General features: G+C 63.6%; 19 protein-coding genes. 7 read left to right on the top strand and 12 right to left on the bottom strand.

Going from position 1 to position 25,444, the window contains the following annotated elements:
* Window positions 1-78 precede the first annotated feature (78 nt).
* Genes DK391_RS22475 through DK391_RS22460 form a run of 4 tightly spaced genes read right to left on the bottom strand, consistent with a single transcriptional unit; the run spans window position 79 to window position 4,026 of the window.
* Window positions 79-939 (bottom strand): fumarylacetoacetate hydrolase family protein, encoded by an 861-nt coding sequence (locus DK391_RS22475; RefSeq protein WP_109480188.1) that lies wholly within the window; start codon window positions 937-939, stop codon window positions 79-81.
* A complete protein-coding gene (locus DK391_RS22470; RefSeq protein ID WP_239482918.1) occupies window positions 936-1,619 on the bottom strand; it encodes a hypothetical protein in 684 nt (227 codons plus the stop codon). The genes DK391_RS22475 and DK391_RS22470 overlap by 4 nt, the downstream gene beginning before the upstream one ends.
* Window positions 1,616-2,419 (bottom strand): shikimate dehydrogenase, encoded by an 804-nt coding sequence (locus DK391_RS22465; RefSeq protein ID WP_109480186.1) that lies wholly within the window; start codon window positions 2,417-2,419, stop codon window positions 1,616-1,618. Before DK391_RS22465 ends, DK391_RS22470 begins: the two co-directional genes overlap by 4 nt.
* Complete coding sequence (locus tag DK391_RS22460; RefSeq protein ID WP_109480185.1) at window positions 2,416-4,026, bottom strand: CoA-transferase; 1,611 nt, start codon at window positions 4,024-4,026, stop codon at window positions 2,416-2,418. The genes DK391_RS22465 and DK391_RS22460 overlap by 4 nt, the downstream gene beginning before the upstream one ends.
* A 265-nt stretch (window positions 4,027-4,291) precedes the next feature.
* Between DK391_RS22460 and DK391_RS22455 the strand changes: the two genes are divergently transcribed.
* Both DK391_RS22455 and DK391_RS22450 read left to right on the top strand, forming a co-directional pair.
* Window positions 4,292-4,744 (top strand): MaoC/PaaZ C-terminal domain-containing protein, encoded by a 453-nt coding sequence (locus tag DK391_RS22455; protein ID WP_109480184.1) that lies wholly within the window; start codon window positions 4,292-4,294, stop codon window positions 4,742-4,744.
* A gap of 168 nt (window positions 4,745-4,912) precedes the next feature.
* The gene (locus tag DK391_RS22450) at window positions 4,913-5,914 is read left to right on the top strand and encodes a LacI family DNA-binding transcriptional regulator (RefSeq protein WP_239482917.1); all 1,002 of its coding nucleotides are present in this window, start codon (window positions 4,913-4,915) and stop codon (window positions 5,912-5,914) included.
* Between the two features lie 80 nt (window positions 5,915-5,994).
* Here the strand turns inward: DK391_RS22450 and DK391_RS22445 are convergent, their stop codons facing one another.
* A complete protein-coding gene (locus DK391_RS22445; protein ID WP_109480182.1) occupies window positions 5,995-6,909 on the bottom strand; it encodes a LysR family transcriptional regulator in 915 nt (304 codons plus the stop codon).
* A gap of 169 nt (window positions 6,910-7,078) precedes the next feature.
* On the opposite strand from DK391_RS22445, the gene DK391_RS22440 reads away from it, so the two are divergent.
* A complete protein-coding gene (locus DK391_RS22440) occupies window positions 7,079-7,852 on the top strand; it encodes an SDR family oxidoreductase (protein WP_109480181.1) in 774 nt (257 codons plus the stop codon).
* Window positions 7,853-7,919: 67 nt separating this feature from the next.
* Here DK391_RS22440 and DK391_RS22435 read toward each other — a convergent pair whose 3' ends face one another.
* Window positions 7,920-8,774, bottom strand: coding sequence for a hypothetical protein (locus tag DK391_RS22435; RefSeq protein ID WP_109480180.1), 855 nt, complete (start codon window positions 8,772-8,774; stop codon window positions 7,920-7,922).
* A gap of 139 nt (window positions 8,775-8,913) precedes the next feature.
* On the bottom strand, window positions 8,914-9,864 hold the full coding sequence (locus DK391_RS22430; RefSeq protein WP_109480179.1) for a LysR family transcriptional regulator: 951 nt from the start codon (window positions 9,862-9,864) through the stop codon (window positions 8,914-8,916).
* 342 nt (window positions 9,865-10,206) lie between these two features.
* On the opposite strand from DK391_RS22430, the gene DK391_RS22425 reads away from it, so the two are divergent.
* The 4 genes from DK391_RS22425 to DK391_RS22410 all read left to right on the top strand — a co-directional run bounded on the left by DK391_RS22425 (window position 10,207) and on the right by DK391_RS22410 (window position 14,289).
* Window positions 10,207-11,643: an NAD-dependent succinate-semialdehyde dehydrogenase gene (locus tag DK391_RS22425; RefSeq protein ID WP_109480178.1), complete on the top strand. Its 1,437-nt coding sequence runs from the start codon at window positions 10,207-10,209 to the stop codon at window positions 11,641-11,643.
* A 13-nt stretch (window positions 11,644-11,656) separates the two neighbouring features.
* Window positions 11,657-12,028 (top strand): carboxymuconolactone decarboxylase family protein, encoded by a 372-nt coding sequence (locus DK391_RS22420; protein WP_109480177.1) that lies wholly within the window; start codon window positions 11,657-11,659, stop codon window positions 12,026-12,028.
* Entirely contained in the window at window positions 12,025-13,011 is a 987-nt protein-coding gene (locus tag DK391_RS22415) for an NAD(P)H-quinone oxidoreductase (protein ID WP_109480176.1), read from the top strand. Before DK391_RS22420 ends, DK391_RS22415 begins: the two co-directional genes overlap by 4 nt.
* 117 nt (window positions 13,012-13,128) lie before the next feature.
* A complete protein-coding gene (locus DK391_RS22410; RefSeq protein ID WP_109480175.1) occupies window positions 13,129-14,289 on the top strand; it encodes an NAD-dependent formate dehydrogenase in 1,161 nt (386 codons plus the stop codon).
* Between the two features lie 72 nt (window positions 14,290-14,361).
* On the opposite strand, the gene DK391_RS22405 is transcribed toward DK391_RS22410, so the two are convergent.
* From DK391_RS22405 to DK391_RS22385, 5 genes are all read right to left on the bottom strand, one after another.
* Complete coding sequence (locus DK391_RS22405; protein WP_109480174.1) at window positions 14,362-15,321, bottom strand: AEC family transporter; 960 nt, start codon at window positions 15,319-15,321, stop codon at window positions 14,362-14,364.
* Window positions 15,322-15,545: 224 nt separating this feature from the next.
* Window positions 15,546-16,709: a hybrid sensor histidine kinase/response regulator gene (locus tag DK391_RS22400; RefSeq protein ID WP_109480173.1), complete on the bottom strand. Its 1,164-nt coding sequence runs from the start codon at window positions 16,707-16,709 to the stop codon at window positions 15,546-15,548.
* Window positions 16,710-16,711: 2 nt separating this feature from the next.
* Window positions 16,712-19,687, bottom strand: coding sequence for a PAS domain S-box protein (locus DK391_RS22395; RefSeq protein WP_109480172.1), 2,976 nt, complete (start codon window positions 19,685-19,687; stop codon window positions 16,712-16,714).
* 12 nt (window positions 19,688-19,699) lie between these two features.
* Window positions 19,700-24,694, bottom strand: a complete 4,995-nt coding sequence (locus tag DK391_RS22390; protein ID WP_109480171.1) for an AAA family ATPase — start codon at window positions 24,692-24,694, stop codon at window positions 19,700-19,702.
* Between the two features lie 27 nt (window positions 24,695-24,721).
* On the bottom strand, window positions 24,722-25,402 hold the full coding sequence (locus DK391_RS22385; protein WP_109480170.1) for a response regulator transcription factor: 681 nt from the start codon (window positions 25,400-25,402) through the stop codon (window positions 24,722-24,724).
* Window positions 25,403-25,444: the final 42 nt, after the last annotated feature.

Raw genomic sequence — 25,444 nt, 5'->3', positions numbered from 1 at the left:
CTGTCTCTTGGATTGGATGTCGAGCCGGATCATTCACGCAAAGCGAATGTCCGGCGCGTCGTTACGGCTTTGGGCGCATCAGGCCAGCGTCGAATCGCTGAAGGCGATTACAGTCTGCTTTTGCGTGCCGAGCCCTTGCACGCCAAGCTCCATGACATCGCCCGGTTTCAGGAAGCATTCGGGCTTCATGCCGAGACCGACGCCGGGCGGCGTGCCTGTCGTGATCACGTCGCCGGGTTGCAGCAGCACATGCTGGCTGACGTAGGACACGATGGTCGCGAGCTTGAAGATCATGTCCGATGTCGACGAATCCTGAATGCGCTTGCCGTTCAGTTCGAGCCACAGGCCGAGGTTCTGCACGTCGCCGAGTTCATCGGGTGTGACGAGCCACGGGCCGAGCGGGCCGAAGGTCGGAAACATCTTGCCCTTCACCCATTGGCCGCCGTGTTCCAGTTGCATCTCGCGCTCGGACACGTCGTTGCAGACGCAATAGCCCGCCACGTAGTCGAGCGCATGTTCTTCCGGCACATACAGCGCACGCTTGCCGATCACCAGCGCGATCTCCACTTCCCAGTCGCATTTGGTCGAGCCGCGCGGCAGCACCACAGGATCGTTCGGCCCGGAAATGCACGACGGCGCCTTGTTGAAGATGATCGGCTCAGCGGGAATGGGCGCGTTGGTTTCGATGGCGTGCTGCACATAGTTGAGGCCGATGGCAATGAAATTGCCCGGCTGCGCCACACATGAGCCGAGTCGCGGCTGACCTTCGACCACCGGCAGCCGCGCCAGATCCGCGCGCCGCAATCTGTCGATACCGCCTTCCGCGAAGAAGGCCGGCGTGTAGTCGGCACACAGCGACGATGCATCGCGCAGCACGCCTTGTGCATCGAGCAGGCCGGGTTTCTCGTGCCCTGCGGGTCCGTATCTGAGTAGCTTCATGGTGTGTCCTGAGTGCGAGAGTTAGGTGTAGCGAGACGGCTGATTTCGAGCGTGAATACGCCTGCGCCCGCTGCTGCGTGTTCGCGATCCGCCGCGCCGATCTGCGTCAGCAGGCGATCGAGTTGCCTGCGCGCTGCATCGAGCGTCGATGTCTCGACCAGCAGCACGCGCGGCGGCACCACATACGCGCGCCCTCGCGCTTCGCGGGTGTCGAGATGACTGGCTGCTTCATCGGCGATGAACAGATGCGCGGCAAGCACACTCGTGTGCGAGGTAATGGCGGGCGCTGTGCCTTCGAACAACGCGTCGGCGTCGAAGCCGGCGGGCAGCGGCATCGTCAGCACATGGCCGCCCGTGCTCGTGCCCGTGGTCTTCTGCACGGTGCAGATCGAACGCGCTGTGTTGCGGAAGGCTTGCACGGTGCTTTGCGTCAGCGGCGTGGGGTTGTTCAGTCGCTCCAGATACGCGGGACTGGTCAACACACCCACGTTGTCCGCTTCATAGAGCGTGAGCCATTCCGTCACGCCGTTGCCGCGATAGCGGCGGCCGCGCAGAAAACCGGGCAGCGCAAGCCGCTCGGGAATGTGCTCCTTGTCATGCCAGCGATAGAACGCGTCACGCTCCGTCTCGATCACGTCGTTCCAGATCAGCACGGCGGCGTTGCCGAGCAGGGACATCATTGGCCTCCTTTCTGTCGGTCGAAGAAACCGGCGATTGCATCGACCTGACCCGCGTGCATGTCCTGACCCGTCACCACTTGCGCGCCGTGTTCCCGTGCCAGCCTGACGAGCGCCGTCGGTGTTGCCGGTGGTCGCAGCACGACATCGCCGATCAGGCTCTGCGCGCCAATTGCACCCGGATCGCCGGGCAAGCCGTCGTCATCCTTCATACCGACAATCGATGCGTTGACCACGACGTCATACGCCGCGCCACGATTGCCGACGTTCACATCGCAAGCAGGAAAATGGCGGGTCAGTGCATCGCGTAGTGCGTTTGCGCGATGCGCGTCGGGATCGACGAGCGTGATCGAGCACGCGCCCTGCGCCGCCAGTTCCGCAGCAATCGCAGCGCCCGCGCCGCCGCAACCGAACAGCAGCACGCGCTTCGCATCGATGGACGTGACCTTCTGCGCCGCGCTCACGAAGCCGACGCCGTCGAACATATCGCCCGTCCAGCTCCCGTCCGCCTCGCGGCGCAACGCATTGATCGCGCCGACAATCTGCGCGCGCGTCGACAGACGATCCGCGAATGTCATCGCGGCCACCTTGTGCGGCGACGTGATCAACACACCGTCGAGATTGCCGAGCGCGATGAGGCCGCGCATCGCCGTATCGAATGCTGCGGGGCTGGCCTGCGCGGCGACCATCACCGCGTTGATGCCGTTGCGCGCGAAATGCGCGGTGTACACCGATGGCGAGCGCACCTGTACGACAGGGTCGCCGATGATCGCGTAGAGCCGCGTGGCACCGTCGATGTTCATGTCCGGTTCCCCGCAAGCCATTCGGCGATGCGCGCTGAGCGGAAGCGCCGTTCACGCGCGACCACTTCATCGTGAATGCCCAGGCGCGCGGGCTGGAACAGGCGTGCATCCATCGTCCTGAGATCCGCAGCGACCTGCGGCCGAAACTCCATCTGCGCAAAGACATCGCGTTCGAGATCGATGCCCGGTGCCACTTCGATCAGTTCCAGCCCTTGCGCGCCGATGCGGAACACCGCGCGCTCGGTGACGTACAGCGCAGTCTGGCCACGTTCGCGCGCAAAGGCCGCGTTGTAGCAGACCTGTTCGAGCTTGCGCACGAACTTCTTGTGACGGCCCTCTTCACGTATCACGGTCTGCCCCGCTTCCCAACCGATGTCGAGACCGCCCGCTGTCAGCGTGCCGCTGAAGATCACGCACTTCGCGTTCTGGCTGATGTTGATGAAGCCGCCCACGCCGATGATCTTGTCGCCGAAGCGGCTGATGTTCACGTTGCCGTGCGCATCGAGTTCAGCGAATGAGAGAAATGCCAGATCGAGTCCGCCGCCGTCATAGAAGTCGAATTGCGACGGCTGCTCGATCATCGCAGCGAAGTTCTGCGCGCCGCCCGAATCGCGACCCGTGATCGGCGCGCCGCCGATCAAACCCTGTTCGTTGGTCAGGATCACCTTGTCGAGCAAGCCCTCTTCAGCGGCAACCGTCGACAGACCCGTCGAAACACCCGCGCCGAGATTGCACACGGCACCCGGATACAGTTCGAGCGCGGCGCGCCGCACGATCACCTTGCGCGGCCCGAACGGCAACGGCTTGATCTCCGAAAGCGGCACACGCAGTTCGCCCGCGTAGCTCGGGTCGTAGTCGGTTGCGTAGGTCTGCCGCTGCTCCGGCACGACAACGACGAACTCGACGAGGATGCCGGGAATCTTCACCTGCTTCGGCGGCAATGTATTGCGCGTCGCCATGCGCTTGACCTGAACCACGACGATGCCGCCCGCGCGGCGCGTCGCCTGCGCCATGGCGAGCATTTCGCCGAGCACGGCTTCCTGCTCCATCGTGATGTTGCCGTCTTCATCGGCCGTCGTGCCGCGCAGGAACGCGACGTCGATCGGCACCGGCTTGAAGCGTAGCCACTCTTCGCCGTCGAGTTCGAGCAGATCGACGAACGCGGCAGGCGTGCGCGGGCTTTGACGCGCGCCTTGCTGGCGCGGATCGACAAAGGTGTGCAGGCCCGTTTTCGTGATCAGGCCAGGACGCCCGCCTGCCATTTCGCGCATCAACTGCGACAGCACGCCTTGCGGAAACGTGTAGGCCTCGATCTTGTCTTCAGCAGCGAGCGTGACGAGTCCAGGCGAATCGACCAGCGCACTCGTGATCGCACGGCGCAGCAACCCTTCATGCGCGAGGTGGCTCGCACCAAGCGCCGCACGGTCGCCCACACCGACCACGCTGATCGATGTCAGATTGCGCGGTTCGCCCGCGCTCATGAAGCGCGTCTCCAGCGCGGCAAGCAAGGCTTCCGGCACCGAATGCCCGCCGCCCGAGCCGCTGATCAGAACGGCATCCTCGTCGCGAACCAGCGAAGCCGCTTCAGTCGTTGAAATGATGTGCATGTTGCGTGTCCCGCCTCGTTGAGTTGAACCGGCTGGTCCGGCATCGTCCTGATCGCCCAGCCGTCCGATTCAATGTAACCGGTTACACGATGAATGCAAAGCGGTTTCACGAATCTCCAGGGAAAACCACTAAATACGTTACAATATGCGCATTTTTGCAGTACATTGAATGGAACCGGCAACTTTGCAACCGGTTTCACACAAGGTCATGAACGTGAACGAAACAGCGTGCACGGCAAGGCCGAACTTTTCAGGAGCTTTGAGCATGGCCATCAAGGGCGTGGAGATCGGACAGGAATTCAGGTTCGCCAAGACGGTGGGCGAAGCCGACGTCACACTGTTCGCGGGACTCACGGGTGACTTCAGCGACACCCACATCAACGAGCAGTACATGCAGGAGAAGTCGTCGATCGGCACGCGGATCGCGCATGGCGCGTTGCTGGTCGGCTACATGTCGACGGCCTCGACCATCAGCATTGCGCACGTGATCCATCGCACCGATATCGACGAGTTTCCCGTCTCGGCGGGTTACGACCGCATCCGTTTCATCCGTCCCGTGCTGCTGGGCGATACCGTCACGGTGATTTATCGGGTTGCCGAAATCGATGAGGAGAAGCGCCGCAGCACAGCGGATATGGAAGTGGTGAACCAGCGCGGCGAAGTGGTCGCGGCGGGTCGCCACATCATGAAGTGGGCGAAGAAGCTTTCATCGAAGTAAGCGCAATGGACGCTGCGCGCAGCCATGCCAATGCGTTTGCCCCATGAAGCCGCCGTTATAATTGCAGCGGAAAACTCTACGGCAATCGACATGGCAAAGGCTGCGCGCCCCACTCGACAAGAACCACCGGCCGCGCCATCCGTTGCAGTCAGACCGGGCGCTGCCACGTTGCGCGACGTCGCAGAACTGGCGTGCGTTTCGAAGGCGACGGTGTCGCGCTTCATCAATTCGCCCGAGATCGTGTCGCCGAGCGTGCGCGAGCGCATCCAGATCGCGATCGATCACCTCGGCTGGGTGCCGCATGCCGCCGCGCGCGCACTCGCCACGCAGCGCACGGGCACCATCGGCGCCGTCGTGCCGACGCTCGCCAACGAGCATTTCGCCACGGCCATTCAGGTGCTGCAGGACGAGCTGGAGGAGAAGGGTTATACCTTACTGCTCGGCTGCTCCGAATACGATCTGCAGCGCGAGTACCGGCAGGTTCGCAAGATGCTGGAGCGTGGCGTCGATGCAATTGCCGTCGTTGGCGAAGGCCATCATCCCGATCTCTATCCGCTGCTCGATCAGCGCAACGTGCCCTGTGTGAGCACGTTCACGTTTGCCGCGAAGCAGCGTTCTATCTGTGTCGGCGTGGACAATTACCGCGCGTTCTACGACGCGACCCAATATCTGCTCGGCCTCGGTCATCGCCGCATCGCGATGATTGCGCAAAACGCCGACACCAACGATCGCGCCGCCGCACGCCGCGAAGGCGTGCGAGTGGCACTGGCCGAACATGGCGTCGCGATTCATCCGGCGCATATGGCCGAAGGCTTTTGGGGCGTGCAGGAAGGACGGCGACTGTTCCGCCAGATCATGGCCGCGGCGATCGAACCGCCGACGGCTATCGTGTGCGGCAATGGATCGTTTGCAACGGGCGCGATGCTCGAAGCCATCGCGGGGGACTACGATGTGCCCGGCTATCTGAGCCTGATCGGCTTCGACGATTTCGAAGTGATGGCCGAACTGCCCATCCCCATCACGACGGTGCGCGTGCCGAGCGCGGAGATCGGCAGACGCACGGCAGAACTGCTGATCGCGCAACTCAATGGCGAGGCGGATACGCAGAGTGTCGAGTGCGAAGCGACGTTGATCGTGCGCGAGTCGTGTGCGAAGCCACGTACTGTCTAGTTCGGCTGCATAGTTCTCAGCATGCTTGCGCGGCGTAGCGGCACCCCGTTGCTGCGCCGCCCGAATCGCTCACAGCGCCATCAACGCGGCGCGTCCATGCAGCATTGCCGCCGCACCACCTCTTCGAGCCATGCGGCGAACACCTGAAAACGCCGCGACAGATGCTGCCGGTGCGGATACAGCAAGGTGACGGGCATGGGTGCCGCGCGGTACGCCGGCATCACCTCGACGAGTTCGCCAGCGCGGATATGAACGTCGACATCGTAGGCGGGAATCTGGATCAAGCCGAGGCCCGCAAGACAACAGGCAATATAGGCCTCGGCGTTATTCACCGTCACGCGCCGGCCGGGTTCGAGCGCGTGCAGCGTGTCGCCGTCCTGCCAATGCCAGGGCGCGAGCCGGCCGCTCGAAGGCGATGCATAGCCGATATGCGCGTGTCCGACGAGATCATCTGGATGGCGGGGCACGCCATGCCGCGCGAGATAGCCGGGACTGGCAACATTGATGAGCGTCAGTTGCCCGATCGGGCGCGCGATGAGCCGCGAGTCTTCGAGTTCGCCCACGCGCAGCGCGCAGTCCACCCGCTCCTCCACCAGATCGACAGCGCGATCCGTCACGCCGAGTTCGACGTTGATCTGCGGATAGGCATCGAGAAAGGCGGGTAGCGCCGGTGCGACGATCAGGCGGCCGATTCGCCCCGGCATGTCGACGCGCAAGGTGCCGCCCGGCGTGAAGGTCGCATGACGAAACAGGTTCTCCGTCTCCTCGACGTCCGCAATGAGCCGCAGGCAACGTTCGTACAGCGCGGCACCGTCCTGCGTCGTCGTGACCTTGCGCGTGGTGCGGTTCAGGAGACGCGTGCCGACGCGGCTCTCCAGCTCCTGCACAGCCGCCGACACCGACGATCGCGGCATGCCGAGCGTATCGGCGGCACGGGTGAAGTTCGCGCATTCAACCACGCGCGCAAACACACGAAACAGGTCGATTCGATCCATTTTTGCAGGTTGGCGAATGCCCGCGTCAGAACTGCAAGCATTCCGTTGATTGGTCGACATTTCTGACAGGTGCTGTCAGAAGCGGCATCTTTATAAGCTATTTCTAGAATATATCATCGGCTATCGAGGGGAACGGCATGGGTCGTTCCATCGAACGGGAGATGAAACGATGGCTAACCACGACATCCAGGGCAAAACCGTGCTGATAGCGGGCGGCGCGAAAAATCTCGGCGGGTTGATAGCACGCGACCTCGCAGAACATGGTGCGAAGGCTGTCGCTGTCCACTACAACAGCGCCAGCACGCAGGCTGCCGCAGAGGAAACCGTCGCCGCGATCAAACAGGCCGGTGCGCAAGCCGTGGCGATACAGGCCGACCTGACCGGCGCAGCCGCCGTCGAAAAGCTGTTTGCGGATACGATCGCTGCCGTCGGGCGTCCCGACATCGCGATCAATACGGTCGGCAAGGTGCTGAAGAAGGCGTTCACGGAAATCAGCGAGGCCGAGTACGACGAGATGAGCGCCGTGAATTCGAAAACCGCGTTCTTCTTTTTGCGCGAAGCAGGCCGGCACGTGAACGACAACGGCAAGATCGTCACGCTGGTGACGTCGCTGCTCGGTGCCTTCACACCGTTTTATGCGGCGTACGCGGGCACCAAGGCGCCTGTCGAACACTTCACGCGCGCTGCGGCGAAGGAGTTCGGCGAACGCGGCATTTCAGTGACTGCCGTCGGCCCCGGCCCGATGGATACACCGTTCTTCTATCCCGCAGAAGGCGACGATGCCGTCGCGTATCACAAGACGGCGGCGGCGCTGTCGAAGTTCTCGAAAACGGGGCTGACCGATATTAACGACGTGGTGCCGTTTATCCGCCATCTCGTCAGCGACGGCTGGTGGATCACCGGGCAGACCATTCTGATCAACGGCGGATACACCACCAAATGACGGGCGACGCTCGCCGCTAACCCGCAACGCCGTCGCGCCAACGCACGATGCGTTGGCGTGGCGCGCGCTAGTCGTCGTATTCCGTCTTGAGACTGCTGGTATCGACGGATTTCCCCGGCGGCACCGACACGCCGATCACGCGGATGTCCTGCGGCCTGATCGCGACATTCGACTCCGACGCCCACACGGGTTGTCCGTTCGCCGCCACCTTCGGCATCGCGCTGCCCATTGCGCTCACATAGGCTGCATCCGTGTGCGCCGGATGGTTCTCGCCGCCTCGCTCAGGGCGCCAGAAAGGTTGCGTTTGCGTCCGGTGCGACGTTTCGTCGAACTGGTTCAGGAAATCGTTCCTTGGAATCCGCGCTTCGAGCTGGACGCCTGCTTCCGGCTTTTCCGCTTTCTCTGCCGGCGCGTTCGCGTATTTGAGCGACACGTTCGGATCGTTTCCGTACTTCAGATTGCCGATCGAATCGCTATTGCGCCCGCCTTCGTACGATGCCGCGCCAAGCGAACCGCCGCCTTTGCCGGGGTCCAGGCCCTCGCTGAAGATGCCGGGCGCGTTGGCGAGCCGCGTGCCGTGCGTCACGTAGACGTAGTGCTCATCGTGATTGTTGATGCTGCCGACCAGCGGATAGAACTGCGCCTCGTTGCTGTCGTTAGTCAGCGTGTGGCGCGGCGTTTGCGCAGAGCGCCCGCTTTCGCCAGGACTGGCCGCGTGCGCCCGGTCGCTGGTGCGAAAACTCGTCGATGGTCGCGCACCGCCGTCCGTCGATGGCGAACGCTCACGCAACGGCAGTTCGTTTCGCAACGCCGACGGCGCACGCGTCGAACGCGTGGGCGCCGGTGACGACGTGTCCGGTGTTGTCGACGGTGTGGCGACGTGCGCTGCAAACGGAGTATTCGACGCTTTGCTGACGGTCATGATGCAGATTCCTTCGGATAAGCTGTTCCAGATGGTTTGAACAGGCTATCCAGGCAATCTGCATGTCGATGACAAAGCGCGAAAACATGAACGACGCAGCGAACCTGCGATGACGAGGCACTCGCCGCCCATTCGCCACTTATTCCACAACGTCAGCGACCGTCGCAATCCCAAGCTCTTCCGCATACGCCGCGAGTTCACCGCCGACATGCGTCTTCAGCATGTCGACAAAACGCCTGATCTTCGCATCGACGAATTGCCGCGACGAATACATCGCGTACACGTTGCGTTCGCAAGTGTGATACTGCGGCAGCACGCGCACGAGTTTGCCGTCACGCAGGTCGTCAATGGCCGAGAACGCGGCGAGCAAACCGATACCCGCGCCATCGCGCAGCGCGGACGCCATCGCATCCATATCGTTGACGCTGAAATGCGGGCCTGTCGGCCGATACGCGACGCTGCCGGCCGCGCTTTCCAGCTGCCATTCGTCCGGCGCGTAATCGACGGTGCCTAGCAGCAGGCACGTGTGATCGGCCAGATCTTCGGGCCGTCCGGGTGCGTGATGCTTCGCCAGATACGCGGGCGACGCCGCCAGCACACAATGGCTCGCGCCAATTCGCTGGCTCACATAGGCCGAATCGGGCAGCGTGCGTGCAATTACCACGGCCACGTCCAGCTGTTCCTCAAGCAGGTTCGGCATGCGCTGCGACAGCAGCAACTCGACCGACACTTCCGGATACGCCTCACGGTACGCAAGCACGGCACGCGTCATCAACTGACGGCCAAGGCCCGGCACTGCATGGACGCGCAACGTGCCGCGCGGTTCGAGCAGCGCATCGCGGGCTTCGGCTTCGGCATGTTCGAGATCGGCGAGGATCGCAATGCTGCGCTCGTAGAAGCGCCGGCCCGCGTCGGTGATGACGAGACGCCGGGTCGAGCGTTGCAGCAGGCGCGTGTTGAGTCCCTCTTCCAGCACAGAAACGGCGCGCGAGACATTGCCGACGGTCGTATCCAGATGATTGGCGACCGCCGTGAAGCTGCCCATTTCGACCACCTTCACGAACACCGACATGTTGTAGAGCTTGTCCATTCCCGCAAACCTCGTTGAACTTTCATCCTTCTTTCGCCGCACGGCGCGTTCCCGCAGGCGGCATCATGACACGCCCAGCCCGGTGCCTGCAGGCGTGAGCCGCGAAAGCACGACCGTTCGATACGTGCATTTCTGATTTTCTCTCTGGCGGAAAGACTGATTCTTTCCTGCCCCACTAAAAGTGCCCGATCTTCACGCATAGACTTCGTTCCGTGGTCAGGCAATCGCGACATGCCGGACAGCGCCAGACGGCATGCAAAGCCGTAGCACCCGCGCTTCGACGCCGACGAGATGCCTCAATAGTACGGATACCGAATCATATTCAACGCAAAGGCAAAGATCATGAACACGACCTACGACCCGCTTTATCTGTTTATCGACGGCGAATGGATCGCCGCCAATCAACGCGCAACGGCTGCTGTCATCAACCCCGCCACGGAGCGCGAACTGGGCCGCGTGCCGCTCGCCACATCGAGCGATCTGGATCGCGCACTGGCTGCCGCGCAACGCGCGTTCGACGTGTGGCGCCACACCGTGCCCGCCGAGCGTGCCCGCATCCTGAAGCGCGCCGCCGATCTGATCCGCGAACGCGCGCCGCACATCGCCACCCTGATGACGCTGGAAGAAGGCAAGCCGCTGGCTGAAAGCCGCGACGAAGTGCTGCGCGCCGCCGAGTATTTCGAGTGGTTTGCGGAAGAGGCTCGCCGTATCGACGGCCGCGTCGTGCCGTCGAATCGTCCCGGCGTGCAGCAACTCGTGAAGAAGCAGGCCATCGGCCCCGTCGCCGCCTTCACGCCGTGGAACTTCCCCGCCATCACACCGGCGCGCAAGCTCTCCGCGGCGCTCGCTGCCGGTTGCAGCGTCATCATCAAGCCGGGCGAGGAAAGCCCCGCCACCGCGCTCGCCCTGGCCCGCGCGCTCGACGATGCCGGCCTGCCGAAGGGCGTGCTGCAAGTCGTGTTCGGCGTGCCCGACGAAGTGTCGAAGCAACTGATCGCATCGCCTGTTATCCGCAAGGTCACGTTCACGGGCTCGGTGCCGATTGGCCGCCTGCTGTCGGCGCGCGCCGCCGAAGGCGTCAAGCCGATCACGCTCGAACTCGGCGGACATGGCCCCGTGCTCGTGTTCGAGGATGCCGAGGTCGAGAAAGCCGCCGTTGAAGGCGCCGCCAACCGCTTTCGCGGCACCGGCCAGATCTGCATTTCGTCGACGCGCTTTCTGATCCAGCGCAACGTCTACGACGTGTTCGTCGAACACTTCGTGCGGGCGGCGAAGGCACTCAAGGTGGGCGACGGCAGCGAGAAAGGCACTCAGGTCGGCCCGCTCGCCAACCCGCGCCAGCTCGCGAAGATGGAAGAACTGGTGGCCGATGCCGTGGCACGCGGCGCGAAGGTGCTCGCAGGCGGCAAGCGTATCGATCGCGAAGGCTATTTCTTCGAGCCGACAGTGCTCGCCGATGTCCCCATGGACGCCCGCGTGATGCACGAAGAACCGTTCGGCCCGATTGCCGTGCTGATGCCGTTCGACACGCTCGCCGATGGTCTCGCCGAAGCCAACCGTCTGCCGTATGGCCTCTCCGCCTACGCGTTCACGCAAAGCGCGCGCACCGCGATCGATGTCGCCGATGGACTCGAAGCCGGCATGATCGGCATCAACCAGTATCGGATCATTGCGACGGAACTGCCGTTCGGCGGCATGAAGGAAAGCGGGCATGGCTCGGAAGGCGGCGCCGAGGGCATCGAGTACTACCTCACGCACAAGTTCATCAGCCAGGCATAAAAGGAGCACAGCCATGTCACACGCAGATTTCAGCAGCCCGCGCGAAGCCGCGCGCGCCTTTACCCCGAAACTCGCGGCGTTTGTCGATAGCACGCTGTATCCGCAGATCTGGAGCGATCCCGCACTCGCGCCGCGCGATCGGAGCCTCATCACGATTGCCGCGCTGATCGCGGGTGGACATCTCGACGAACTGCCTGCGCATCTGCGCCGTGCAGTGAGCAACGGTGTCACGCATGACGAACTCTCGGCAGCGATCACGCATCTCGCGTTCTATGCGGGCTTTCCGGCGGCCATTTCTGCCTCTGCCGTCGCGCAGGCCACGCTAGCCGAACAAACCGATTCAACCCGCGATACAGGTCGCGCAACGCAGGACACACAATCATGAAAGCCATTGCATTCGAACAGTTCGGCGATGCCGACGTGCTGCAACTCGCCGACGCACCCACACCCGAAGTGCGCCCGACCGATCTGCTGGTGCGGGTGCACGCCGCCGGCGTGAACCGCGCCGATCTCACGCACCGGCGCGGCGGCTACGGCAGGCCGAATTTCGGCGACTCGACCATTATGGGCCTTGAAATAGCGGGTGAAGTGATAGAACCCGGCAGCGACACGCAAGGCTACAAGATCGGCGACCGCGTGATGGGCGTGGTCGGCGGCGGCGCGTATGCAGAACTCGCGCGCATCGACTGGCGTATGGCGATGCCGGTTCCCGCGTCGCTCGATTACGTTCACGCAGCGGCCATTCCCGAAGTGTTCGTCACCGCGCACGAAGCGATGCTGCATCTGGGCAATCTGCAGCGCGGCGATTCGGTGCTAATTCACGCGGCGGCGGGCGGTGTCGGCTCGGCTGCCGTGCAGCTGGCTTATGCAACGGGCGCACGTATCTTCGCGACGGCGGAAGGCAGCAAGCTGGAACGCGTTGCGCAACTCGGCGCGGACGTCGTGATCGACTATCGCAACGAGGATTTCGCCGACGTGATCGCGAAGCAAACAGATGGCCGCGGCGTGGACGTAGTGATCGATTTCGTCGGTACGCCGTATTTCGCGCGCAATGTGGCGTCTATGGCGAACGGCGGGCGACTGGTGCAGGTAGGCATTCTCGGTGGCGGAGGACAGGTCTCCGTGTCGCTCGAAGACATTCTTTATCGTCACCTGCAGATCAAAGGGACCGTGATGAAGTCCCGCGCGCAGGAAGAAAAACACGCGATGGTGCAGCGTTTTCGCGAGCATTGGCTCGACCGGTTCGAAGGTGGTGCAAGTCTCGAACCGGTAGTCGACAGCACGTTTGCGCTGGCACGCGCGGCAGACGCGCATCGACGGATGGAATCGTCGGCGAATGTCGGGAAGATCATTCTGACGATGCGCTAAACCAGGCGGCATTGCTTCGCGCCATCCCCGTGCAATTGCGAAAGACGCCACGCGTTGGACCGGTTTCAATGAGAACCCTGATTCGCTCGATGCGCTCACTGTTCTCAAGGAGCCAACATGGCCAAAGTATTGTGTGTTCTCTATCCCGATCCCGTCACGGGCTATCCGCCGAAGTACGTGCGCGACGCTATACCCGTCATCACCCGCTATCCGAACGGTCAAACGGTCCCATCACCGAAAGGGCCGCTCGGATTCAAGCCGGGTGAACTGGTGGGCTGCGTATCGGGCGAACTGGGTCTTCGCAGTTATCTGGAATCGCACGGTCACGAACTTGTCGTGACCAGCGACAAGGACGGCGCCGATTCCACCTTCGATAAACATCTCGTCGATGCCGACGTCGTAATTTCGCAGCCGTTCTGGCCGGCGTATCTGACAGCCGAACGCATCGCGAAAGCGAAGAAGCTCAAGCTCGCGCTGACGGCGGGCATCGGCTCGGATCACGTCGATCTGAAAGCCGCCGCCGCGCATGGCGTGACCGTTGCGGAGGAAACGTTTTCGAATAGCATCAGCGTCGCCGAACATGTGGTGATGATGGTGCTGTCGCTGGTGCGCAATTATCTTCCCGCGCATCAATATGCCGTCAACGGCGGCTGGAATATCGCGGATTGCGTGAGCCGCAGCTACGACCTCGAAGGCATGCATTTCGGCACGCTGGGCGCGGGACGTATCGGCCTCGCCGTGTTGCGCCGTCTCAAACCGTTCGACGTCAAGCTGCACTACCATCAGCGCCATCGCCTCGCAGCCGACGTGGAAGCGGAACTCGGCCTGATCCATCACGAAACGCCGGAAGATCTCGTCAAGGTATGCGACATCATCAACCTGCAGATGCCGCTGTATCCATCCACGGAAGGCTTTTTCAACGAGCGCATGCTCGGCCTCGCCAAACGCGGCGCGTATCTGATCAACACGGCACGCGGTGCATTGTGCGACCGCGATGCCATCGTGAAGGCGCTGCAATCCGGCCAGCTTGCAGGCTATGCAGGCGACGTCTGGTTCCCGCAGCCCGCACCCGTCGATCACCCGTGGCGCACGATGCCCTATAACGGCATGACGCCGCATATCTCGGGCAGTTCGCTGTCGGGTCAGGCACGTTACGCGGCAGGCACGCTCGAGATCCTTCAGTGTTTCTTCGAAGGCAAGCCGATCCGCCCGGAGTATCTGATCGTCGAGGGCGGCAATCTGGCGGGAACGGGCGCGAGTTCGTACAAGCTGTCCTGAGCGTTGTCCGATTGATGGATAAGGTTCGAGGCCTGTACGCAGGCCTCGAATCGATCTTGCAGCGCATCCCGGCTACGGATGTGCGTAGACCACGATCGCGACGGCCAGCGTGACCGCCGACAGCACGCTCGACGCCACCAGCGTCGTACCCGCCGACGTATCCTTCACGCCATACGGCAGCCCGAACAGAATGCCGAACGAGCCAGCCGGAATCGCAGCAAGCAGCACCGCCTGCCCCGCGATGGAACGCGGCAACGCCAGCAGGCCGACCAGCGCGAACGCCAGCAGCGGCTGCACGACATTGCTCAGCAGCACGCCGAACCACGCCTGCGCGTCGAGCCGGAACGGTTGCGCCGCCAGCACGAGTCCCGTCGAAAACAGCGCAAGCCCTGCCGTCGTGCTGCCGATGATATCCAGCGACTTCACCAGCAACACGGGCAGATGCCAGCCTGCGAGCGAGACCACCACGCCCGCCAGCGGCGCGAGCACGACCGGCTTGACGAACGTGTTGCGCAGCGCCTTCAGCAGCAAGCCATTGCCGTCTTGCGCAGCGGTTGCGTCGGCGGTTTTCGCCGAAGACTGCGCGCGCTCCAGCAGCACGAGCGCGGCAGGCGACATCACGACAGCCGCAGTGGTCACGGCGATCGCCACGCTCAGATCGCTATCGGGACCATAGACGGCACGCAGCAGCGGCAGACCGACCGACGCGAAATTCGGCATGCCGATCGTGACGGCCCGCACGGCCGCATGCGCGAGATCCGAACGGAACACGAAGCGCGACATCAGCAGCGAGCCGACATACGGCACCAGCATCACGCCGATCAGCACGACGATCAAGCTCAGATGATCGGCGAGACTGGCGCGCTGCATCTTCGACGTATAGAGAAACAGCGCAAACGGCAGCGCATAATCGATCAGCATCGTATTGATCGACGACAGCGGCATCGCGCCGTTTTTCGCCTTACCGGCGATATAACCCGCGCCAATCGAGAAAAACACCGGCACCAGTGCCAAAGCAAGTTCGGACGTCATGATGCGCGTCCCGTCCGCCTGCAGCGCGTGAGCATCGATTGAGCGAGACGCTTCGACATCAACGGCGAAGCATCGAAAAAGGTGCGTTTCATGACGGGTTCTCCTGAATTGCGAACCAGTCTAGAGAGCGCACGCCACCCGATTAAGTCAGGCGCGGGGATAAAGATTCTTGAGCGTTTTGCGTGTAATAGGCGCAATTGCCGCGCGGAACGCGCTTCGCGCCATCAACACGTCCGCCGGATCGTCATGGTGGCGGCAAGTCCGGGCGCGTTGTCGGTGAAGTCGAGCGAGCCTTGATGCAGCGTCGCGACCGCCTTCACCAAAGCCAGTCCAAGGCCGACGCCCGGCGTGCCGCGGCTGCGGTCGCCGCGATAGAAGCGCTCCGTCACCTTGGCGCGTTCGGTGACGGGAATGCCGGGGCCATCGTCGGACACGGTGATGTCAATGCGGTCTTCCCGCTCGCACAGCGACACCGTGACTTCGCCGTCTTCCTGCGCATATTTGAGCGCGTTATCGATCAGATTGCCGATGGCCTGCGCCAGCAACAGCGGATCGACGACAGCCAGCACTTCGCTTTCCGAGCAAAGCAGCAGCGACAGCGAGATGCCGCGCAATTCCGCCACCGGCTGATAGAACTCGACGGCGTCGGATAGTATCGTCACCACATCGCTTTCGACGCAGCCCGAGCGCCGCACACCCGCGTCGATCTCAGCCAGCCGCAGCAGCGCATTGAAAATGCCGATCACGCGATCCACGTCGGTCATCGCGCCTTCGAGCTGACCGAGCGTGTCTTCATCGCCCTTCTTGCGCAGCCCGAGCAGCAGCACTTCGAGCCGCGAGCGCAATTCGGTCAGCGGCGTGCGCAGATCGTGCGCAATCGCATTCGATACGTTGCGCACGCCGTTCAGCACTTCGATCAGCGCATCCTGTGCCTGGATGCGGGTCTTGATCTCTTCCTCGAGCCGCGCGTTCTGTTCCTGTTGCAGCCGTTGCAGCGCACGCAGCTTCAGATGCGTCTGCACGCGCACGGCGACTTCTTCCATTTGCAGCGGCTTGGTCACGAAGTCCATGGCGCCGACGCGAAAGCCCATGATCTTGTCTTCCGTCTGCGTGAGCGAGGTCATGAAGATCACGGGAATGTCGCGCGTCACCGGGTTCTCCTTCAGCGCGCGGCAGGTCTGGAAGCCGTCGAGTCCCGGCATCATCACGTCGAGCAGGATCAGGTCGGGCTTGACCAGTTCGGCGCGGCGCAGCGCTTCGTGGCCGTCGCGCGCCACGGCGGCGCGCAGACCCTCGGCCTCCAGCGTATCGACGACGAGACCCAGATTCGCCGCCGTGTCGTCGACGACCAGCACCACGGGAGCGTCCTGATTTTTCTGCTCTCCCATTGTCAATTCCCTTCGTTATTCAAATGATGTTCGATCAACGACAGCAGCGCCTGCGATTCGTAGGCCGTGGCCAGTTGCCGCAAGCGCGCGGCAAACGGTTCGTACTTGTCGTGCAGCGTCACGAGCCGGTCGGCCTGGCGCGTAATGTCGCGCATCGAGCCGAGCAATGCATAGCGGTGCAGCACGATCATTTCGTCGCGCGGCGGCACGATCATCGGCGCGAGCGCTTCGCATGCCGACGACGCCTCCGTTTGCGTATCCATGCCGAGCAGTTTCGCGACGGAACGCAGCAGCCGGTCCAGATCGAGCGGCTTTTCGAGGAAGACGTCCGCGCCCGCATCGAGGTTGGCGCGCGCATTGCGCTCCGACGCATCGGCGGATACGACGATCACGGGCGTCGCCGCCAGCGCAGGCGTACGCCGCAAATGCGTGAGCATTTCGATGCCGCCCATCAGCGGCATCACGGTATCGAGAATGATGAGTTCGGGTGCGTGCGTAGCGGCTCTGGCGAGCGCATCGTGGCCGTCGCCGCTCTCCATCACACGGAAGCCCGCACGGCCCAGCACTTCCGCGAGCAGCGCGCGATTGGCGGGGACATCGTCGACCACGAGAATGGGCCGGCCCGCGCCGTCCAGGCTGCCCGCGTCGAGCCTCGGCGCACATGCACCCGTCTCCGCCGCCGATGCAGGCGCGTCGAGTTCGAACCAGAACACACTGCCCTCGCCCGCCGAACTGGCGACAAAAATCTCGCCGCCCATCATGCGCACGAGTTGACGGCTGATGGCGAGCCCCAGCCCAGCCCCGCCGCTGCGCCGCGTATGATCGCCCGCCTGCTCGAAAGGCTGGAAGATCGCCTCAAGCCGGTCGGGGCTCACGCCGATGCCGGTATCGCGCACTTCGAAACGCACGCGCGCCATCGTGCCGCGGCTCACGCTCAGGCTCACTTCGCCGTGATCGGTGAACTTGACGGCGTTGGCGAGCAGATTGAGCAGCACCTGACGCAAGCGGCGTTCGTCGACGCGCACGACAGCGGGCAAATCCGCCGCCGCGACGTAGTTCAGCACGAGGTCTTTCTGCTGTGCACGCACGCCGACGATCTCGGCAATCGTCTCCAGAAACGCGCGCAGCGACACCTCGCCCATCTGCAGGTCGAGTTTGCCCGCGCCCAGACGCGCAAAGTCGAGAATGTCGTTGATGAGCGTCAGCAGATGCTGGCCGCTCTGCTCGATCACGCCGACGCCCGCCTGCTGCCGCGCATCGAGTCCGGCGTCACGCTGCAGCATCTGCGCGTAGCCGAGAATGCCGTTCAGCGGCGTGCGCAGTTCGTGGCTGATATTGGCGAGGAACTGGTCCTTCGCGCGGTTCGCGCCTTCCGCCACTTCCTTGGCGACGCGCACGGTATCTTCCAGTGCCTTGCGCGCGGAAATATCCTGGATGATGACGATCACATGACTGGTCTGCCCGGACGCATCGTGTTGAAGCGCGACCGACAGTTGGACCCACACGCGCGAATGGTCGAACCTCACGAGCGGCACTTCTTCCGAGTAATGCGCGAGCTTGCCCTCCGTCAGCAGACGGAACCGGTCGATGCTCGCCGCCGCGAAGTCCGGCTGGATCAGTTCGTGCAGCCGCCTGGATTGCAGCGCTTCGCGCTCCCAGCCGGTGATTTCACCCGAGCGCCGGTTCACACGCAGAAAGCGCCCATCGAGGCTGCAATGCGCGACACCCACGGCAGCGTTTTCGAACGTGCCGCGAAAGCGCTCTTCGCTGGCGCGTAACGCCTGCTCGGTCAGCTTGAGTTGCGTGATGTCGACCAGACTGCCGACAAAACGAACCGGCTTGCCGGTCGCATCGCGGCGCGCGGTGCCGCGCACCAGCACCCAGCGGTCGCTGCCGTCGCGATGTCGCAAGCGGTTTTCCAGTTCGAATATGCCGTTGCCGTGTTGCAGGAACGACGTGACGGCGGCATCGGTGCTCGCGCGATGATCGGGATGCAGCACGCTCATATAGGCCTCGTAGTCGAGGCGCGCCTGCGGCGTGTCGAAACCGAGCCACTCGTAGATATTCGAGTAGCGCGCAAAGCCTTTCTTGTAATCGCCCTCCGGCATGTCGATTTCCCACACACCGACATTCGAGCCGTACATCGCCATTTCGAGCCGCGCATTGGTTTCGCGCAGAATCTCCGCTTCTTCCGCGCGGCGCTTTTGCGTGACGTCGCGGAACACGATGACGATGCCCTGTCGCGCGCCGCGTTCGTCCGTCATCGGCGTGCCCGTGCATTCGACGGGTATCTCGCTGCCATCGCGCCGGCGCAGGATCGCGCGGCCCGGCAGGCCGCCAGCGTTTTCGCCCTGCAGCACGGCCAGCATCGGTTCGACAATCGGCGTGCGGGTCGCTTCGTCGTGGATGCGGAACACGTCGCCCAACGGCCGCCCGGCCGATTCGTCGCGCGGCCAGCCCGTCAGTGCCTCGCCCGCAGGATTGACGAAGGTCACGAGACCGTCGGCATCCGTGGCGACCACGCCATCGCCGATGCTCGACAGCGTGACGGCATAGCGCTGCTCGCTTTCGCGCAGGCGCCGCTCGGCGCTGTGCTTGTACAGCGCCATTTCGACCACGGTGCGCAACTGGACGTCGTCGAAGGGCTTGAGCACATAGCCGAACGGCTCGGCTGTCGTCGCGCGCTGGATGGTCTCTTCGTCTGCGTAGGCGGTGAGGAACACGACGGAGACATCGCATGCCGCACGAATGCGCCGCGCCGTATCGATGCCGTCCAGTTTGCCTTCGAGCCGTACATCCATCAGCACGAGGTCCGGCCCCGGCTCCGACTGCCATTGCCATTGCTCGACGAGCGCGAGCGCTTCCTCGCCGCTCGCCGTGCTGCCTAGCACGTCATAGCCTGCGCGCTTCATCTGCTGCGCGATGTCTCGCGCAACGATACGGTCGTCCTCGACGATCAGAATACGGGCCGAAGTCATCGCATGGTGCCGTCAACGTTCCGCTGCATTGAAATGAATGGTGAAAGTGGTGCCCTGTTGCTGCGCGATGTCGACGCTGCCGCGCAATTGCAGCACGAGGTCGTGCACGAGGCGCAGTCCGAGCGTTTCATCGCGTTCGAAAGAGAAACCGGGCGCAAGGCCCACGCCGTCATCGGCAACGCGCAGTTCGCAGCGCTCGCTGTCGAGCGCTTTCAGTTCGATGCGCAGCACGCCGCCGCGAGGCGGCGGGAATGCATGCTTCAGCGCGTTGGACACCAGTTCGTTGATGATCAGCCCGCACGACACGGCACGGTTCATGTCGAGCTGAATGTCGTCTACGGCGATCTGCATGTCGACGCCCAGCCGCCCCATGTCGTAGACGCGCGCGAGATGCCCGCACAGCGTCTTGACGTGCATCGTCATGGAAATGCGCGCGAAGTTGCCGGCGCGGTACAGGTTCTCGTGCACCATCGCCATCGAGCGCACGCGATTACGGCTGTCGGCGAACAGTTCGGCGACAGCCTTGTCCGTCACGCGCTCCGCCTGCAGGTTCAGCAGGCTGCTGATCAGCTGCAGATTGTTCTTCACGCGATGATGCACCTCATGCAGCAGCGCTTCCTTTTCGGCGAGCAAGGCCTGCTTCTCTTCGAGCGACGCATTTTCCAGCGACACGGCCGCCTGCGACGCCAGCAGCCTGAGCACCGCAAGCCGCGCGGGCGTGAACACGCCGGACGCCAGTTCGTTTTCGAGGTACAGCACGCCGATCAGCTTCGACTGTTTCACCAGCGGCAGCGACAGCACCGAACGCGCCACGTTCGTCGCGAAGTATTCGTCGGCGAAGAAGGTTTCGTCGGACGCGGCATCGTCGAGCAGAACCGGGCGCTGCGTACGGATGCTGTCGTGCAGCACCGTGCGCGCCAGATCTTGCGCTGTCACGGCCCGGCTCTCGGTGCGCACTTCGACGCCTTCACGCGTCGCCTCAGCCACTGCCTCGATCCATAGTGTTTCGTCGCGCGGCAGCACCAGCAACGCGCGGCGCGCGCCCGCGTGTTCGAGCATGATGATCATCAAGGTGCGCATCAGGCGCTCGGGCAACCGTTCACCCGTGATAGCCTGCGACGCCTTCATCACGGTCTCGACATCGAGTTGCCCGGCGACCACGCTATGGGTCGGCGCGTGTTCGACGGGTTCGCGGATCAGTTCGCCGTAGTCGCGGTCCAGCGTCTTGACCCGCGCATTGGCGCCCCAGCGCAGCCACGCGCGCCGCGCGTTGCGAAGGTAAGCACCAGCGATGGTCGTAAAGCCGCGCTTCAGATAGAAGCGCGCGGCGATATCGTGCGCCAGCGCTTCGTCCTGCATGAAGTCATGTTTGCGGGCGAGGCGGATCGCGTCTTCGTAGCAGCTCATCGCTTCGAACTCGCGCGCGCCGATCCGTGCAATCTCGCCGCGCACCAGCGCCGCGCGCGCAGCGAAGTTGGCGGGACAATGCTGCGCCCACACTTCCAGTTGCCGATGATGCCCGGCAATCTTGTCGAGGTTGGCCGCTTGCTCGTCTTGCGGCGCGCTGTCGTGCCAGCTTGCACACGTAAGGGCCGCAAAGAACTGATATTCGGCGATTTCGAAGTGGCCCGACGAGGTCCACAGCAACGGCGCCGCCTTGCCCTGCGCGTGCATCGCGCCCGCGATATCGCCCGCCAGATAGCGCGCCTGCTGCTTGCGGATCCAGTACCAGCAGGCCGCGATCGCCAGACTCGGGTCGCTGTCGAGCCGTTGTTCGAACGCGGGGTCGTCGAAGGGATTGAGAGATTCGTCGTGCTCCGCGGCATTGCCGCGCAACGAGCGGATCAGACCAAGCTGCGCCGTGATGATGTCGACGATCAGGCCGAACTTCGCGGCCTGTACGATCTGCAGGCGCCGTTGCGCTTCCTGCTCGACCTCGGCAAGCGGCTCGCCTGCCGCGATCAGCGTGGTCACCGTGCAGCAACTGCTGAAGCCGATATACGTCAGGTCGCCGCTCTCGCTCGCGGCCTCGAAGGCGCGGCGCAGCAGCGGCAGGCCCGTGCGGATCGGCTTCGTCCAAGGTGTCACGTGATACGCGAAGCACATGTACACGCGCGCCTTGAAGCGGTCGAGCCCGCGCTGATCGACCAGCGCCAGCCCAAGCTGGCCGAAGCGATAGCCCGCGTCGTAATCGTCGAAAATCGGGCCTGCGACCATGCCGAGATACGCATACCCAAGCGACGATGCGTCGCTGTTGCCATGCACGAGACTCAGGTTCGCCATCCGGCACAGGACCAGACAGACGAGGTTCTCGTCGCTGAAAAACGCGGGCGGCAGCACGGCCGTCAGCACGTTCATGGTGGCCGTCAATGCGGCATCGTCGAGCAAGGGCAGATCGACCAGCGTTTCGATCGGCGCATCGCCGATGCCCTGCAACAGCCGGTCATACTCTTCGCGCGCTGCGCTCCGCCCCGGATGCGGCGACCAGTCGATTCCGACATGCTGCAAATAGTCGAGACAGGTCTGCACAGCGAGGTTGATCTGATCGAGCGCGGTATAGAGCGTGACGCGCAGGAACGTGATGGCCGCGCGGTCCGACAGCGTGCGTGCGCGCTGGTCGAGCAACGACAGCCGCTGCTTGCTGCTTTCCGTGTCGCCCGTCAGGAACTCGCACTCCGCGCGCTGGCTTTCGAGCTGGAATTTTTGCGCGTAGTCCGCGTCCCAGCCCGCTTCGCCCAGCAGTTCGCTGCCGATAGTCAGATACGTCAGCGCCGACCCATAGGCGGACGACGCTCGCGCACGCTGCCCCGCTTCGAGATTGAACGCGACGACCCGCGCACGTTCCTGCGCGTCGTCGAGCAGAGGCAGCACGCGGTTGTACTGGTTGACGATCTCGAAGATGCTGCGCGCTTCGTCCGTTGTCGGTTGGGCCGCGAGAATCCGGCCGATCCGCATATGCGCTTCGGCACGCTGCGGCGCGGGAATCAGATCGTACGTGGCTTCGTGCACGCGATCGTGCACGAACGCAAAGCCGTCGCGGCTGCGAAACAGCAGGCCCGCTTCGACGCCGTCGGCAAGCGTCGCCTCGACATTGGCTTCGTCCTTGCCGCTGATCCGCGCGAGCAGCGCAGAAGTCGCCCGGCCGCCGAGGCACGCGAACTGCGAGAGCAGCGCCTGGGTAGGCTGCGGCAAACGCTCGATCTTGCCGACCATCAGATCGACGATGCTCTGCGCGTAGCGCGCCTCGCGCAGCCGCGCGTCGTCCCAGGTCCACACGCGACGTTCGGCATCGAACGCGAGCAGCTGTTCGTCGGTGAGAAATTGCAGGAACTGCACGACATAGAACGGATTGCCGCCCGTTCGTTCGAACACGAGACGGCTGAGATGATCCAGTTCTTCGCGTGTGGTCTTGAGACCGTCGCCGATCAGGCGCGACACGTCATCGAATTGCAGCGGCGCCAGCATGATTTCATCGACGGACGTGCCTGTTTGCCGGATCGCATCGATCGAACGCCTGAGAGGATGCGTGAGACCGACTTCGTTGTCGCGATACGCGCCGACCACCAGCACGTTGCGCACTTTCGATTCGTACAGCGTTTCGAGCAGGCTCAGCGTGCCGGCATCGCTCCATTGCAGGTCGTCGAGAAACAGCACGAGCGGCTGGCGGTCGCGCGGAAAAGCGGCGATGAAGCGCGAGAAAACGCCGAGAAAGCGCGTGCGCGCTTCCTGCGGCGCAAGCTCGGACACGGGCGGCTGCGGCCCGATGATCAGTTCGAGTTCCGGAATCAGACTGACGATCAACTGCCCGTTGACGCCCAGCGCATTCTGCAGACGCTGGCGCAGGTCGCCATGTGCGTTGGTGCCTTCGTCGATCATCTGGCGGATCAGCGTCTGGAACGCCTGCGCGAGCGTTGCATACGGAATGTCCCGCTTATAGCGATCGAACTTGCCCGCCGCGAAACTGCCACGCGTGACAGCGGGCGTCATGCGCAAACTGTTGACCAGCGTCGATTTGCCGATGCCCGAATAGCCCGACACCAGCGCTACACCAATCTCGCCGCGCTGCACGACGCGGTTCAACGCAGCCTCGAGTGCTTCAACCTGCTTCTGCCTGCCATAGAGACGAAGCGGGCGTTGCAGATGCGCGGGGGAATCGGCGGCGCCCGGCGCGAATGGCGCGATGCCGCCTGTCTTCTGCCAGCTTTCCAGGCAGCGGCGCAAATCGTGCTCGAGTCCTTCCGCCGTCTGATAGCGCTGCGCCACGTCTTTCGACAGCAGCCGCGCGATGATCGCCACCAGTTGCTCCGGCACGCTGTCGATGCATTCGGCGACGGGAATCGGCAGCTTGGCCGTATGACAATGCAACCATTCGGCGGGCGAACTGGCGCGATACGGCAATTGCCCCGTGAGCATCTCGTACAGCACGACACCGAGCGAATAAAGATCGGCGCGCGAGTCGGACCAGCGGTTCATCAGACCCGTACGCTCCGGCGACAGATACGCCAGCGCCTCGACGGCCATGATCGGCAGGCCCGTGAGCGGGCGCTCGCGCGGCGCGCTCGACGCGAGGCCCAGCCCTGTGAACGCAACGGCGTGTGTGTCGCTGTCGAGCAGGATGTTGCCGGGCCGGATGTCGTTGTGCGTGAGACCGCGGCTGTGCAGCGAGCGCAGCGCGGACGCCAGATTCACGGCCACGGCGAGAAAGCGGCCCAGCGGCAACGGTCCCGCCTGTACGGCGCGCAGCGACTTGCCGCCGGGATCTTCGAGCACCAGCGTCGCGCTGCCATCGTCGCGCAACAGCGCGTGAGGACGTGCGACGTGCGCGCCGTCGAGCGCGCCGCGCAACTGATACGCGTGTTCGAGCCGCTCGTGGCTTTCGGGCTGCGGCTGCGATGCGGACAGCGTGACCGTCAGCCAGCCCTGCTCTGCGCCGGCGCTCGTCAGACGCGACAACACGAACTGACCATCGTCACTGAGCGTCGTTCTGTCGTAGCCCGTCAACCTCATGGTGCCGTCCTCGCGCAGAAACCCGGCTCAGGCGCCGGCGGTAAGCATGTAGCCCGCGTTGCGGATGGTGCGGAGCAAGGAAGGCTCGAAGCCCGTATCGATCTTCTGGCGCAACTTGCTCACGTGTACGTCGATCACGTTCGTTTGCGGATCGAAATGGTATTCCCAGATGTTTTCGAGCAGCATGGTGCGTGTGACGACCTGTTCCGCGTGGCGCATCAGGTATTCGAGCAGCTTGAATTCGCGCGGCTTCAGCACGATGGCCTTGCCGCCACGCGTGACCTTGCGCGAAAGCAGGTCGATGCAGAGATCGCCGACCTTGAGCGTGGTTTCGAAGTGATTGTCCTGCGAGCGGCGCGCGAGTGCTTCGAGCCGCGCGACCACTTCACCGAACGAAAACGGCTTGACGACGTAATCGTCGCCGCCCGCCTTCAGCCCGCGAATACGCTCGTCGACTTCGTCGAGCGCGCTCAGGATCAGAACGGGCACCTTGTTGCCCGACGCACGCAGCGCCGCCACGATGCTCAAGCCGTCGATGCCGCCCGGCAGCATGCGGTCGAGCACGATCGCGTCGTAGGTTTCCCCGATGGCGAGCGCCATGCCGTCGCGGCCATTGTCGGCCCAATCGACGACATGGCCGGTTTCGAGCAGCCCTTTCTTCAGAAAACCGCCCACCTGCTGATTGTCTTCGACCAGGAGAATTTTCATTTCTATCACTCGCGGCCCGCCTGTCACGCGCCATGCGCGCCC

The organism is Paraburkholderia sp. C35 (assembly GCF_003121405.1).
Taxonomy (GTDB): Bacteria; Pseudomonadota; Gammaproteobacteria; order Burkholderiales; family Burkholderiaceae; genus Paraburkholderia.
This window is presented reverse-complemented; position numbering and strand designations above follow the sequence as displayed.